Source organism: Opitutia bacterium ISCC 52, assembly GCA_014529675.2.
GTDB lineage: Bacteria > Verrucomicrobiota > Verrucomicrobiia > Opitutales > UBA2995 > UBA2995.
This window is the reverse complement of record CP076040.1, coordinates 1611477-1625526: the sequence shown is the minus strand read 5'-3', so window position 1 is coordinate 1625526 and position 14050 is coordinate 1611477. Positions and strand designations below refer to the sequence as shown.

Genomic DNA, 14050 nt, shown 5'->3' with positions numbered 1-14050 from the left:
CCATGCATTGTTCTTAAAGTAAGGGTTAACTCTGATCCGAAGACTGAGACATAATTGTTTCTATAGGAGACTTACTGAAAATATGAGATGTGGAGAATGGAAATTTAGCCTCGACCTCCTCGGCCACCTCCGCCTCCACCACCACCGGGCAGTTCAATACCTTCTTTCTCGGCCCAGGCGCGGAGCTCCTGCATGGCAGGTCTCATCTTGGAGCGATCAGAAGAAGCAGCTTCCAGCTTGGCCTTTAAATCCGCGGGGATCGGTTTGTCTGCGGGTATAGCCGACATCAATTGTCCTAAGAATCCGCCAGCTCCTCCTTGAGGTGCGGCAGCCGCTCGGCGAGCCACGACAGCTTCTACATCCACCTTTTCAACTTCAAAGGGAAGCTTGTCCAATTCGGTAGCTTCTACTGGTAAGGCTTCAAGTGCAAATGGAACGTCGGTTAAACAAATCCTGTCTCCTGGCTCCAATCCACCATTCACAATAATCGATGAATCATTCTGCCAAACAATATCCACTGTTTTGCGACGGAGCGTATCATTCTCATCTACCGTTAACAGAAAGGAGTTTTCCCGAAGCAAACGGCGTGGTACCACAAACACGTTTTCAAGAACGGCACCACGAATCTTTGCCTTCACAAAGGAGCCCACTTTTAGAGGTGGCTTTTCGTCATCAGTCCGACCATACGGATTGCGGACTTGCGCAATGATAAATAACTGACGCGTACGGGTATCGAAACTACCTTCTGCTCTCGTGATGCGTCCATTCCAATCATGCGTTTTGTCGGCAACGTTCGAAGAAAGAACCACATTGGGTCCATCTCTGAAGTTAGGCTGCTCTCCGCGATAGATTTCTGGTAAGTCTAAAAACGTAAGTTGAGTTTCTGTAAGCGGCAAGCGCACCTCAGCAAAATCGACGGCATAAATTTCAGCCATTTGATTTCCAGGAGAAACATACTGCCCCACATCTACGTTCTTGGTAAGAATTCTTCCTGCGTAAGGGGCTTTAATTTCAGTCTTCTCAAGATTGCGCTTGGCTGTTTCCAGGCGAGCTTCAGAGGAAGATACATTCGCTTTGGCTCGTTTGAGCTGTGGAGTACGAAGCACCAATTCTCCAGGTTCCTCACCAAGCCCCAGACGTATCCAGTCTTCGTAAGCTTGTTCCGCACGAGCCTCTTCTTCACTCAATGCCAGTTGCATTTGAGCCAGGTTTGCATCCGCAACCACCAGCTCGGTTTGATAATCGCGGGGATCAATTCGCATGAGCACATCCCCTTCTTCAAAGAAAGCACCTTCACGGAAGTTAGCTCCGATCTCCAGGATACGACCACGCACTTCGGGAATCAGGGTACTTTCAGTGCGTGCTCGCACCGTGCCCTGCGTTTCCAGTTCTACCTGGTAGCTACTCGGCTTAAGAACGAACACCTCCACTTGCGTGGCACCCGGTGTAAAGTTTCTTTGCCGTGGCTCCGGCTTCGTAGAGATGATCCAGTAGGCGAGAAAGCCAGCTCCACCAAGGATAACTAAGGGTAATAAGATTCTGAGTATTTTCATGGGAAATTAATAAGTTTCGGGTTCCTCTTCCTCGTCAACGAATCCTCCACCCAAGGCCAGGTAGAGTCCGATTCGACTTTGAATTCTTTGGTTGCTGATAACAATTAGAGAGCGTTCGGCATTGAAGAGGCGACGCTGGGAATCCAGGACGGTGATAATATCAACCAAGCCTCGATTGTATTGTTCCCAGGCTAAATCAACCGCCGCATTGTATTCCACGACCGTCTCACGAAGCGCTTCTTCATCACGGAAAAGAGAGTCTTCATCTGAAAGCGAAGTTTCAACTTCTTCAAAAGCTCTCAAGACCGATTGATGATAGTTGGCCAGTGATTGCTTATAGACAGCATAGGTTCGATCCTTGGTCGCGTTGATTCGTCCACCTTGGAGCACCGGAAGACTTATATTGTAACCATAGCTCCAAACTTTAAATCGTTCATCTGTTAGAAGATCAAATTCCCGGGTGCTCGTTCCATAGCTTCCATTAAGATTAATTCCTGGTAACAGCGCTTTCTTCGCGACATCGACACCCTTCGAGTCTGCAGCCAACCGGCGTTCAGCAGAACGGATGTCGGGACGACGATTCAGGAGATCATCGGGAAGCCCCACAGGAATCGACTTCTTTATCTGCGGCAATTCTTTGGCGATCGCTATCTCATTCGCAGGATATCTCCCGAGAAGAATTTCAAGCGTTCGGCGATCACCTTCGAAAGCTCTCAGACGAGTCTCATAACTACTCTTAGAATTGGCGACATTCGCCCGCATCAAATGAAGATCGAGCGCGCGCGCGATACCTCGCTTAAAGTTTTCCTCAATAATCTCTAAATTGGACTCAAAGGTTTCCAAGCTCTCAATGGATATCTGGAGTTGTAGCTCCGAAGAGATAGCCCGATACCAGGCACGAGCCACATTGGCGGCTATTGAGAAACGAGCATCCCGGTAATCTTCAACCGAAGCCTGATAGTCAGCCAGACCAGCAGACGCTTGGTCTCTCACACGTCCCCAGAGATCCAACTCCCAATTGGTCCTTCCGTTTAAACCAAAATTCTTACTCTGATTACTCGTGATAACTACCCCTCCCGCATTATTACGCTGCGATCGGTTTCCCGAGGTATTGAGTGTCAGGCTGGGGTATTTACCAGAGCCCTGAATCACAGCCGTTGCACGTGCGGCTTCGAGACGCCCTTCAGCGGCCACTAAATTATAGTTATGCTCCAATGCTTCAGCAATAATCTTAGGAAGCATGGGGTCCTGGATATCCTGCATCCACCCGTCGTTCCAGAAAGGAGCTCTGTCGTTATCGGAAACGAAACTGGCAGGGGCGGTAATATCCAATTTATCGGACTGGTTTGGTGGAGATTTCGTAACACACCCACTGAGTAGCAACAGGGAAGACAAGGCTACCGTAAGGGCAAGTTTTATACTCCGTTCAGCATGTGAGCTGTTATCCAAACAAATGTCTGGGTACAAAGAATGATGTTTTGGCATCAGGTATATCAGAGATGGCTAGGGTTAAACGCAATTTCGTCTATGTTTCTGAAACGTAGACTTCCAAACTTAGGTTACAAACAATTAATAATATTTGTAATTAAGAATACGAGTTAAGTAAGTATCTTATTTTCAACGTGTTATAGTCCTAGGATTTATTTAAATGAAAAGATTTTAATATTAGTTCCAATCATACCGTAAAATCCGTGTTTTGCCTCGACGACGAACTGCGAAATCACAGGCTAGAAATAGCCTATGAAATTCTCGATTCGCCTATTCTTAGCCCTCTGTACTTCCTTGCTTATTCTGCAGCCTCTTTACTCACAAAGGGCTGCAGATCCAGATCCCAAGCGCTACGCCAAGGCCATCGCTGAATTCGGGGTGGATGATGCCGAGAACTTTCATGGTAAAGGCGGCATTGTCTTTGTCGGCAGCTCAAGCATTCGCCGCTTGAACATTCCAAAAGTCTTTCCCGGGCTCAAGGCTCTCAACCGCGGATTTGGAGGCTCACAGATCTCCGACCTTAATCACTACATTGAAGAAACGGTGCTTCAGTATGAACCAGCCATTACGGTGATGTATTGCGGAAGCAACGACCTATGGGCTCGAAAACCCGCACAGCAGGTCATCGAAGATTTCAGGAAGTTTACGCAACAGCTATTCAAACGCGTCCCAAACGGAAGACTATTAGTTCTGGCATCTCGACCCAGTCCAAAACGCGCTGCCATTTTCGAAACCGAACTTGCTTTCAATTATTTACTGGAAATGGAAGCCATCAAGGATGAGCGAATAAGCTATATCAGAGAGGCCTGTGATCGGTTTTTTGACGAGGATGGCAAGTTCCATTTAGATTTGTTCGCTGACGACATGCTTCATATGAGTGACGCCGGATATGAAGTGTGGAACGAAGCGCTCACACCTCACCTAAAATAAAGAAACCCACCTTGGTGGATGCATCCTGCGACCATGCTTAAGTCCTTAAAGTCGCCAACACTCCAAAACGCAGTAGATAAACTTCTCGAGAAGGAGAATTATAGTTCAGAGGAAATAACCTGGCTCAGACAAATATCTCCTCGAGTTCATAAGAATGAATCCGGATATGTTACGGATGGCGGAGAGCATTACTTGAAAGTAGGCCTGTCAGCAATGAAGTGTATCCAACAAGTGATTGCTTCTTCCGGATTAACTAGCCCGAGTTCTATCTTAGACTTTCCATGTGGCTATGGTCGTGTGATGCGCTTCTTAAAAGCGGCCTTTCCGCACGCTCAAATCGAAGGAGCCGACCTGGATAAAAAAGCTAATCGATTCTGCTCCCGCATTTTTAAAGCCAAGACGATGACTTCCAGGCCAGATTTTGACGAGCTAGAACTCAATTGTAGGCATGACCTGATTTGGTGCGGCTCACTTATCACGCATTTGGATAAAGGAGGAATAGCATCTCTGCTCCACTTCTTCTTTCGGCATCTAAACCCAGGGGGCACGTGCGTTTTTACCAGTCATGGGATCCGCGTTGAAAATCTTCTGACACGCGGTGAAATCAATTATTCTTTAACCCCGGATCTCGTTGAGAAACTCCTACAAGGCTATCGAGAATCAGGTGCTGCTTTCTCTGAATATAATAAAAGCAAAGAGGGCTATGGGATCTCCCTAACCAGCGACGCAGTCATTAGAAAGCTCGCCGCGGAAGCCGGCGATTGGTCATGCGTAGGTTTTGAGCCTGCCGGGTGGGATAATCACCAGGACGTTTATGCGTTCCGAAGAGACTCCTAAGCTAATGGGCGTGAGAGAGCTGATAATTTCTTACCACATACTGGGTAAGCTCGATCCATTCTTTCCAGTGAATGTGAAGTTCGCGCTTTAGTTCACGAATCTCACGCTTCAATTCAGCGCGCTTGGCATCGGTCGCATCTTTGAGCTCACGGACTTTGCGTAAGACTTCTGAAGCCTTGTCCTCAAATGTTTTAGCCAACTCTTCGGCGCGCTTTTTAAGTTCGATCGTTTTCTCGTCGATCTCAGTTTTGAAACGCTCGAGAAGCAGGTCTTTATCTTTTCTTACTAGCAGCTTCTGAAGGCGAACTTTGTGAACACGTTTTAGGTCCGAAGTTATTCCAATTTTGCTGCAAGTCCAAATGAGCCATTTGGTCGGATCAAAGTGATACCATCTAATACCATTACGATAATCATTGGCCATGGCGTGGTGGTAATTGTGATACCCCTCACCAAAGGTTAGCAGTGCAAGTATACCATTATCCACCGCGGTCTGCTCTTTAGCATAGGTTTTCGATCCCCACATGTGAGCCAATGAGTTGATAAACCAAGTGCAATGATGGATTAAAAATACACGTAGTAATACACCAGCAACCAAGGCAGCGATTGGGTGCATAAAGAAGCAACCAATTGCAAAAACAAGTCCATTGGAGATCAACGAAATGGATAGCATGTGGTTAAACTGAAACATTACCCGAGGGTTCTTCTTCAAATCCTTCACCAATTTATCCTGAATAGGCTCATGATGAACAAACAGCCAACCAACGTGCGCATAAAAGAAACCTCGATGAATATTGTAGGGGTCCTTCTCTGTATCCACATGAGTATGGTGAATACGATGATCGTTGGACCATTGGAGGGCAGAAGCCTCTACGGCCAAGGTTGCGCAAAACAGATTTAAGTTCTCCCAAAAAGGACTCGCTTTGTAAGACCGATGAGAAAAAAGGCGGTGATATCCTGCTGTGATCGCCAATCCCCCTAAGATATAGGTCACTCCACATAGCACGAGCGCTGACCACTCAAAGTGCTTAATGAATAGAGGAAATAAAAGGAGCAAAAGCAGGTGATAACCCGCAATAAAGGCAAAATTGTCCCAGTGCTTAATACGCATGTTTCGTTAAGTAAAAATGTAATCAAGGGGTCATATAAATGACCTTAACCAAGTAGAGTTTAGAACAAGTAGTAAATGGATCTGTTCCAATAGGGACACAACCTAATCGAAATTTCAACCCTACAGAGGAGAAATTCTCACAAATAAAATTCATAAGAAAAAACGGCTGGAGCGTTCTATTTTAAAGGGAATCCTGAAAGAATCGAGACCTGACATCAGCCTGATCAGCCAATTTATAAGCATGATTATTTACCTCTATTAACTTCGATGTGCTCCAAACAACTACTCAAGAATTCGGTGAAAATTCCATCCGAGAGGATGATTTCCGCTATTGTTTCCTGGATTTTCTAGCCCATTGACCAAGGGATTCGCCCTTATCCTTCGGCATAGAGGCGTTCCATCGCAAAACAGCATGGGTGAGACGGCCCGCGACCTCGGAATTCTCTGAAATCACGTTGGAGGTCTCTGACGGGTCTTCTTGAAGATTATAGAGCTCCGGACTTCCACCATCGTAATCACAAAACAATTTCCACTTCCCTTCCCTTACAGCCAGGTCTGGCAATTCGGTGTAGTGCCTGAAATCTTCACGATCCGGAGGCCGCCGAAAAAAGAGGGGTTGAGATCGGGATGCATCAGAGTTTCCCAGAAGCGTTTCTTTCAAGTTTTCACCATCGAAGTCGGCTTCTGCACTTACTCCAGCTATCGATAAAAGAGAAGGAACCAAGTCCATAGCCGAAAAGACAGAGGAATCGTTCCGGGTGCCATGCACTGCGCTTTCCATGAATCCAGGCGCCCACACAATCAAAGAGGACCGAATCCCTCCCTCAAACAGTGTAGCTTTGTGTCCACGCAGATGACCGGCAGAACCAAAGCCGACTTCAGGGCCATTATCTGAACAAACTACGATGATGGTATTTTCACGCAGTTTCTTGTCTTCGTGGATCAAGTTAAACAAAGGGGTAAATTGCTCGTCCATGGCCTCCAGCACTTTGAGATAAAGATGCCTGTCACTTCCATCTCCCCATTCCTCCAAAGGTGGATGCATCGGCGTGTGCACATCATCCGGCCAGAGATTAAGGTAAAAGGGTTGATCCTGTGAGGCTGAAAATTTGGCAAAACTCACAGCGGCCTCCGCAAACTTCTCAGTTACGTAGGCTCGATCGTGCCAGATGATAGGACCATGGCCAAGCTCGTGCGAACCCAGGTTATGCTGGACAGGTGGTTTGTTTCCAGGAGAGTACTTCAGGGGCAAAACTCGAGCACCCAATCCTTCGAAGTTTGTGATGGATTCATCAAATCCATAGTCCGTGATGAGCGGAGCTTCATGAACGTCGCGCTGCCCGCCCATATGCCACTTTCCAAAATGACCAGTCGCATACCCAGCGTCTTTTAAGAAACGAGCCAAAAATGGAGCATCGAGATCCAACCAGTTTCTAATACCTCGATCCGCATTCAACTTTCGGTGCGCGAGGTAAGATGTGATCCCCCATCTGGCCGGATAAGTCCCGGTCGATATAGCCACCCGCGATGGCGAACAGATGGGTGAGTTCACATAAAACTGCTCAAAGGCAATTCCCTCTGAAGCAAGGCGATCTATATGGGGAGTCTCAGCTTCCGTATTCCCAAAGCTGGAAAAGTCGCCCCACCCCATGTCGTCGATAAATACGACAATGATATTGGGCTTGGATGATTTTCCTCCGTGGTTTGCACCGGTTAGTCCACAACAAAGGAGCGTGAGACCAAGCGTGAATACAAAGAAGAAGCGAAAACGGAATAGATTCATGGTTAGAAGTGGCAAATCGAGAATCACTTAAACTGCCGTAAAAACGAGGACGGTATCAATGATTTATTCTCACTGACCGAGTGCGGCCTGAAGCATAGCCCGAGCGTAGGCGATGTTGTAAGCGAATCCAGCGTATCCGCCTCCGCCTGGATATGAATTGGTCGTAAGCGGATTACCCCAGTCGTAATCCAACAATCGCGGATGCTCGGGATAGATACCAAGATTATAGCCCTGATTCACTAGTTCATTCATCACCGCAAACATGTCGGTCTTTCCCTCGTCGGGAAACACTTCCACGTAATCGACCGCTTTCTTATGCACCACAACATTGCGATAATGCACGTGATTTATGCGGTCCCGCTCTCCCATGTATTTACACACCTCGACTGGATCGACGTCGATCTCACTGGTCACACCGCTGTGATAGGTCATGCCATTGGAAGGACTATCCACAATAGCAAGCAGTCGTTTCCAATCTTCGAAACTCTTTACGATTTGATCATTGCCCCGACTTACAGGCACCGGCGGATCGTTAGGGTGTAGCGCCATCCGGACTCCGGCCTTCTCTGCTATCGGAATGATCGCCTCCAACAAGTAAGTTAAGTTCGCCCATAAGGATTCCGCATCATGTTCTCCCTTTTCGGGGATTGGCGGTAGGTCTTTCACATCATCATAACGATAACCAGTATATCCAGCCCCACCCCGACCTTCGACCTCGAAGTAACCTTCAGTTAAACGGTGAGCGTAAAAGTTGTACTCGATAACCGGAAGGCCTACATTCCCGGCAGCAACGATAGACGCTTGCAGTTTTTCGATTTCTTCATCCCTTCCCTCGCGGCCATAGATGACATTAGGAAATCCCCCAATCATCATATTGATGACCGACAGCCCCAGAGCCGAAAAGCGATCCATAATCTCAGTTAACGAAGCCTCCGTCCATGGTTGCGCGGGACCTCCCATTAATACGTGGTCCACACCCAATTGTTTGATTCTTCGCATGCTTGCAATATCAGCAATGCGAGATGCGCCCATGCACAATTTAGGGGTATCATCTCTTTCCAAGATAGGCCAGGGCTTTGAGACGTTCTCGGTTTTATTACAACCAACGATGGCTGGAAAGATGGGAGCAACAGCAGCAACACCGGCTGCTTTAAGGATATTTCTGCGGGATAACTTGTTATTCATGGGGTATAGTAACTTTTCAGTGATACGATTCACTGATAGCCTGAGGAAGCGTCCCACGGATGCCAATGATGTTTTATCTCTTACCGTAACTGTCTCCGTCCCATCCCCATTATCCAGAACTGAAACAACCTCGACATGGTCGTCGCCAGCCAACCAGTTCCCTAGATCGTCTGTAACTTCGATGGAGAACTCCAGATCCAACGCATCGGTTGGGCGCAAGTAAATCAACCCAGCATGCTCTTGGCTCGTTCCAGGATGTACCAATACTACTGATACAGGAACGTTTTTGTATTCGTTGCTGTTAGGTGTCACGCCGAAGGTGTGCTCAAGAACCAAGACCAGATCATTCCGGTCAGCATCACTGTCATCACCGGTAATTGCAGGATCCAGGGTAACGGAGTAAAGGTGGCTCACAGCCTATGAGAAATCTGGCTAAAGAAAAATCCCTATCTCGAGGTTTACTGATCAAAGAAACCAGGGCGACTCAATGAAGATCGTATTTCTCAATGAGCTCTATGGCTCGTTCGTCATTAACTCCTTGAAAGCACGAAATGGAGATCGCTTCCGGATCAATATGCTCAGCAGCTGCAGCTTCACGAATTTCAGTGCCACGGGATTCTGACCAAACTGGTGAATGATACTCCCATTGATCATAAACTCGACCTGAAATCCACAAAATGATAACAATCTGTAGAGCTAGGCGTACGGTTGAAATTCGAATCAAACCAAGTAAACGGTCAAGTATGATGGCTACAATCGGCGCAAAACAGAGCAGGACCCCGTACTGATAACGCCAACTTGCAACGGTATCAATCGAGGTGTGGCTTCGTCCCGATGACAAGAGAAGTCCATTCCCCACAAAAAAGAACACAAAAAAGACAACGAATCCCTTTAGCCTGGAACGGGCATACAGAAGGCCCATTGCCAAAATCACAAGATTGGCAATCAGAAGTTTCACCGATAATCCAAGACTGATTTCCAAGCCTCCTAACTGCTGAAATAATGGATTCAAAGAGAGGTGGTAATAGAAGTGCTTTCCTACTTCAGAGATCTGCAGTCCATTTAAACTACTCCCTGTTTTCCCAAATACTGCAAATGCAGTCAAAAGAGCCACAGCCAAACATGGAACCAAGGCTGCAAATGCGGGAGCCAGCCACCGCTCAGTGATCGGCTTCTTAAACAGACGAAATAAAGCAAAGGTAGCAAACACGGCGCTCCCATTTAGTAATCCTCTGGAAAAACTTAAAGCTCCCAACAAGGATAATATAGCAATCACGAGACAGGAAGAGTTCGTGAATTCTTTTTTATTCAGAACACGATCAGACACATAAATCGCAAGTAACAACAAGAATGAGTAGGAGAGCAAATTAGACATCTGTACGCTCTGCATCATAATCTCGATGTGAGTATGACTCAGTGCCATTACCCATTGAGAGAAAAGAACGACGAACCCATTCAATCCCCATTGCCTCAACAAGTATCCCACTAGAAATACGACCAACCAGTGCATAAGAAACAGGACAATGACAAATAGGAAATAGCTCCCATCGCCCAGAAGGAGGATCGCTGACCAAACCAGTTTAAAGACTGGCATAAAATTCTCGCCAAAGAAACTGAACACCCAGGTCCAATAGCCCCACGCATCTATCTGATGAAGCTGCGCCCATTCGTCTCCCATATAGAAGTATTTGGAGAAGTCCCCCCAGTATTGGACCAAGGGCAGAAAGGCCGGAAACGCTCCCACCAGAATCCAAAAAAACGGAAACGATTTTGTGAGCGGTTGGCTGGAATCAGATTCAGTCATGTTCAATTTCAAGCGAACGAAATTTGCTCCCCCTATGGAAGGCAACGCAATTTTCAGAAACAGTGTCGCTCACCTGTGCACAAAAAAAAGGCGCCCCAATGGGACGCCTTTTGAAAGCGATCGTAAATACTACGAAGTAGGAACTTCGGCGATCGTCTTAAGAACACGTGAGCAGATCTGGTATGGATCTCCTTGTGAGTTTGGACGTCGATCTTCGAGGTAACCTTTGTAATCGTCATTTACAAATGCGTGAGGCACACGGATAGAAGCACCACGGTCAGCAACTCCCCATGAGAACTTGTCGATAGACTGAGTTTCGTGGAGACCGGTCAGACGCAGATGATTGTCTGGGCCATAAGCAGCAATGTGCTCGTCCTTGTTCTTTTCAAAGGCATCCATGAGTGCGAGGAAGTAATCTTTACCACCCACTTCACGAAGATGCTCAGTTGAGAAGTTACAGTGCATTCCAGAACCATTCCAATCACCTTGGAAAGGCTTACAGTGGTATTCCACACTGATTTGGTATTGCTCGCAAAGACGATCAAGAAGATAACGTGCTACCCACATATCGTCTGCACATTTCCTAGACCCCTTGGCAAAAACTTGGAATTCCCATTGTCCTTTGGCCACTTCAGCATTGATACCTTCGTGGTTGATTCCCGCATCGAGACAAAGCTCAAGGTGCTCATCCACAATCGTGCGGGCAATATCACCTACGTTTTCATATCCAACACCGGTGTAATATTGTCCTTGAGGACTTGGGTAACCATCTTCCGGCCATCCAAGCGGACGTCCATCTTGGAAAAGGAAGTACTCTTGTTCGAGTCCGAACCATGCATTCTCATCGTCAAGGATGGTGGCACGGTTGTTACTTGGGTGTGGATCGCCATTGGGCAATGTAACCTCACACATTACGAGGAAAGCATTATTCCGTCCGCTGTCAGGGTATAGGGCTACTGGCTTCAGCATGCAATCAGAGTCGCTGCCATCGGCCTGCTGAGTAGAACTACCATCGAATCCCCATAAAGGTAAATCTTCCACAGAAGTTGGAGCTTCAGAAGCGATTCTTGTTTTTCCACGGAGGTTCGGCACGGGTTGGTATCCGTCGAGCCAGAGGTATTCAAGCTTGTATTTCGGCATTATCTTGTCGTTTTATTTTTTAGTTGAAAGTGCCCTGGTTCTTCTGGCCTACCGCGGAACGGAGATCGTCAATTCAGGGACGCGAACGAGAGGGAGCAAATAATATGCCTATTTTCAATATAAAATGTAATTCTAAGCCTAAAATGGGGGAAATAACTAATTTTGATTAGGGGTTTGAAGAATCGTAGATGAGGGAAATTAAAGATACGAAAAGAGCTGAAGTTCACATAGGCTTTGATGGACGCGTGCATAAACGCTACAAAGGCCCCCTTGCAAAGCAACGTTTCGAGAACGAAGTTAGGATTTTGAAATACCTGGATGCCGTAGGCTGTACATTTGTGCCCAAATTGCTCGAATCCGACCCCGAACGACTTTACATCGTAACCACCAATTGCGGACAGCTGGCCCCAAAAATCAGCGAAGAAAAGGTCTCACAGATGTTTAAATCCCTGGAACAATACGGCGTTCACCATGAAGACGCCTTTGCCAGGAACATTACCTACGATTCCCATAAAGGCTGTTTTTGCGTTATTGATTTCGAGTTTTCAACCAATTTGGAAACCGGAGAAGGACTCACCATCGAGGATGCCGAAGAGCATATGAGGCAGCAACGGGAGGCTGAAAAGCATGGATAAGATCAGCTGGTCAGGTGGGACCCATCCCGGCAGATTCAGGAAAAACAACGAAGACTCCTTTCTCGCAATTAACATCCAGGGCCAGGAAGTTCGCCTGTTGGGTAAAGAAGGGTCAGCTTCCTTAGAAAAAGATGGAGATCTTCTCTTTGCCGTGAGTGATGGGATGGGAGGAGCCAACGCGGGAGAATTTGCCAGTCGAATCGCCATTGATTATATCACCCGGCGCCTACCGCAAAGTCATCGACTCGGAGCCATGGGACTCTCCGAAGGCTACCACGACTTCATGACCGAACTCTTTGAGGAAGTGGACAAGGAGATGTCGAGCATGAGCTTTCACTACGAAGAGTGTCGCAATATGGGCGCCACCCTGAGCCTATGCTGGTTTACTCCTGAATGGATGTATTTCGCCCATGTAGGTGACAGCCGCATCTATTACTTACCTAAAGATGGCGGTTTGAAACAGATCTCTCACGATCACACACATCCTGGTGAATTACATCGCAAAGGGAAACTTAACGAACGTGAGGTCCGAACTCACCCTGAAAAACAAATTCTCTGGAGATCACTCGGAGGAAAATCCAACGAAGTTGAACCTCAGCTAGGAGCGGTTGGGTATGAAACAGGCGATCGATTCATTATCAACTCCGATGGTATAAATGATGGAATCTGGGACCGTCGTCTCGAGGAGTTGGTCCGCAATCCCCCTGCCCGTTTTCAGGACCTTCCTCCATCCGAACGTCTGATAAAGGATTCAATGGAAGAATCCGGACGTGACAATTTAACCGCGATCATTGTATCAATATCTTAATTACGAACCCCGAAGTCAGCTAATAACCAAACCGAGCAATCCATGAGAACAAGTAATCCGACCCTCAACGAAAAAGCCTTCCGCGTCGACTACACGGGCACAAACACGATGACGGTTGGCGGCACCGTTAACAAAACGTTCATCCTGCTTCTTGTCCTGACCATGACCTTTATCTGGTCCTGGAAAAAGGTGATCAGCTTTGGAGATACCGCAGCCATGATGCCCTGGATGATCGGAGGCGCCATAGTCGGACTTATCTTTGCCCTCATAACCGCATTTGCTCCGAAAGCCTCCCCCTTTACCGCTCCGCTCTATGCACTGGCTGAAGGTGTTTTCCTCGGCGCGTTCTCCGCATTCATGGAATTGCAATATCCAGGCATTGCTTTTCAAGCCGCCTTACTCACCTTTGCGACGCTATTCGCCATGTTAGGCGCCTACAAAGCAGGACTGATTAAAGTCACTGAAAAATTCAGAACGGGCCTTATCGCAGCCACTGGAGCCGTCTTCTTAGTCTACATGGCCAGTTTCATCCTGGGCTTTTTCGGAATTAATATGCCGTTCATCCACGGCAGTGGCCCCATTGGTATCGGCATCAGCTTAGTCATCATTGCTATCGCGGCACTGAACCTCGTGCTTGATTTCGATTTTATTGAACGAGGAGCAGCCCAAGGAGCCCCCAAATACATGGAGTGGTACGGTGCCTTTGGCCTCCTGGTCACCCTGGTCTGGCTCTACATCGAATTTTTGAGACTCCTGTCTAAGCTAAGGAATCGTTGAAA

Annotated in this window: 12 protein-coding genes; 5 read left to right on the top strand and 7 right to left on the bottom strand. The window is 47.2% G+C overall.

From position 1 onward, the window contains the following. Positions 1-104 precede the first annotated feature (104 nt). Both GA003_07015 and GA003_07010 read right to left on the bottom strand, forming a co-directional pair. Positions 105-1553, bottom strand: coding sequence for an efflux RND transporter periplasmic adaptor subunit (locus GA003_07015; protein QXD29715.1), 1449 nt, complete (start codon positions 1551-1553; stop codon positions 105-107). 6 nt (positions 1554-1559) lie between these two features. Further along, positions 1560-2948: an efflux transporter outer membrane subunit gene (locus GA003_07010; protein QXD29714.1), complete on the bottom strand. Its 1389-nt coding sequence runs from the start codon at positions 2946-2948 to the stop codon at positions 1560-1562. A gap of 345 nt (positions 2949-3293) precedes the next feature. Here GA003_07010 and GA003_07005 point away from each other — a divergent pair, with 345 nt between their 5' ends. Then, on the top strand, positions 3294-3971 hold the full coding sequence (locus GA003_07005; protein QXD29713.1) for a hypothetical protein: 678 nt from the start codon (positions 3294-3296) through the stop codon (positions 3969-3971). 18 nt (positions 3972-3989) lie between these two features. After that, complete coding sequence (locus GA003_07000; GenBank protein QXD29712.1) at positions 3990-4808, top strand: class I SAM-dependent methyltransferase; 819 nt, start codon at positions 3990-3992, stop codon at positions 4806-4808. A gap of 1 nt (position 4809) precedes the next feature. On the opposite strand, the gene GA003_06995 is transcribed toward GA003_07000, so the two are convergent. The 5 genes from GA003_06995 to GA003_06975 all read right to left on the bottom strand — a co-directional run bounded on the left by GA003_06995 (position 4810) and on the right by GA003_06975 (position 11828). Further along, positions 4810-5916: a fatty acid desaturase gene (locus GA003_06995; GenBank protein ID QXD29711.1), complete on the bottom strand. Its 1107-nt coding sequence runs from the start codon at positions 5914-5916 to the stop codon at positions 4810-4812. A 328-nt stretch (positions 5917-6244) separates the two neighbouring features. Continuing rightward, a complete protein-coding gene (locus GA003_06990) occupies positions 6245-7699 on the bottom strand; it encodes a sulfatase-like hydrolase/transferase (protein QXD29710.1) in 1455 nt (484 codons plus the stop codon). A 69-nt stretch (positions 7700-7768) separates the two neighbouring features. Further along, positions 7769-8731, bottom strand: a complete 963-nt coding sequence (locus GA003_06985) for a mannonate dehydratase (GenBank protein ID QXD30360.1) — start codon at positions 8729-8731, stop codon at positions 7769-7771. 637 nt (positions 8732-9368) lie between these two features. Further along, complete coding sequence (locus tag GA003_06980) at positions 9369-10688, bottom strand: hypothetical protein (GenBank protein ID QXD29709.1); 1320 nt, start codon at positions 10686-10688, stop codon at positions 9369-9371. 129 nt (positions 10689-10817) lie between these two features. Next, entirely contained in the window at positions 10818-11828 is a 1011-nt protein-coding gene (locus GA003_06975) for a glutamine synthetase beta-grasp domain-containing protein (protein ID QXD29708.1), read from the bottom strand. A 188-nt stretch (positions 11829-12016) separates the two neighbouring features. Here GA003_06975 and GA003_06970 point away from each other — a divergent pair, with 188 nt between their 5' ends. From GA003_06970 to GA003_06960, 3 genes are read left to right on the top strand one after another with little or no spacing between them, the layout of a single operon-like run. Continuing rightward, positions 12017-12463, top strand: a complete 447-nt coding sequence (locus GA003_06970; protein ID QXD29707.1) for a serine/threonine protein phosphatase — start codon at positions 12017-12019, stop codon at positions 12461-12463. Beyond that, complete coding sequence (locus tag GA003_06965; GenBank protein ID QXD29706.1) at positions 12456-13271, top strand: protein phosphatase 2C domain-containing protein; 816 nt, start codon at positions 12456-12458, stop codon at positions 13269-13271. Before GA003_06970 ends, GA003_06965 begins: the two co-directional genes overlap by 8 nt. Positions 13272-13313: 42 nt before the next feature. After that, positions 13314-14048 carry a Bax inhibitor-1/YccA family protein gene (locus GA003_06960; GenBank protein ID QXD29705.1) on the top strand — a complete coding sequence of 245 codons (735 nt, stop codon included), beginning with the start codon at positions 13314-13316 and terminating at the stop codon, positions 14046-14048. Positions 14049-14050 lie beyond the last annotated feature (2 nt).

Excerpts from the sequence above, each read along its gene's own strand:
- GA003_07015 (QXD29715.1), bottom strand. The coding sequence starts at position 1,553 with ATGAAAATACTCAGAATCTTATTACCCTTAGTTATCCTTGGTGGAGCT.
- GA003_07005 (QXD29713.1), top strand. The coding sequence starts at position 3,294 with ATGAAATTCTCGATTCGCCTATTCTTAGCCCTCTGTACTTCCTTGCTT.
- GA003_07000 (QXD29712.1), top strand. The coding sequence starts at position 3,990 with ATGCATCCTGCGACCATGCTTAAGTCCTTAAAGTCGCCAACACTCCAA.
- GA003_06995 (QXD29711.1), bottom strand. The coding sequence starts at position 5,916 with ATGCGTATTAAGCACTGGGACAATTTTGCCTTTATTGCGGGTTATCAC.
- GA003_06990 (QXD29710.1), bottom strand. The coding sequence starts at position 7,699 with ATGAATCTATTCCGTTTTCGCTTCTTCTTTGTATTCACGCTTGGTCTC.
- GA003_06985 (QXD30360.1), bottom strand. The coding sequence starts at position 8,731 with ATGGGCGCATCTCGCATTGCTGATATTGCAAGCATGCGAAGAATCAAA.
- GA003_06980 (QXD29709.1), bottom strand. The coding sequence starts at position 10,688 with ATGACTGAATCTGATTCCAGCCAACCGCTCACAAAATCGTTTCCGTTT.
- GA003_06975 (QXD29708.1), bottom strand. The coding sequence starts at position 11,828 with ATGCCGAAATACAAGCTTGAATACCTCTGGCTCGACGGATACCAACCC.
- GA003_06970 (QXD29707.1), top strand. The coding sequence starts at position 12,017 with ATGAGGGAAATTAAAGATACGAAAAGAGCTGAAGTTCACATAGGCTTT.
- GA003_06965 (QXD29706.1), top strand. The coding sequence starts at position 12,456 with ATGGATAAGATCAGCTGGTCAGGTGGGACCCATCCCGGCAGATTCAGG.
- GA003_06960 (QXD29705.1), top strand. The coding sequence starts at position 13,314 with ATGAGAACAAGTAATCCGACCCTCAACGAAAAAGCCTTCCGCGTCGAC.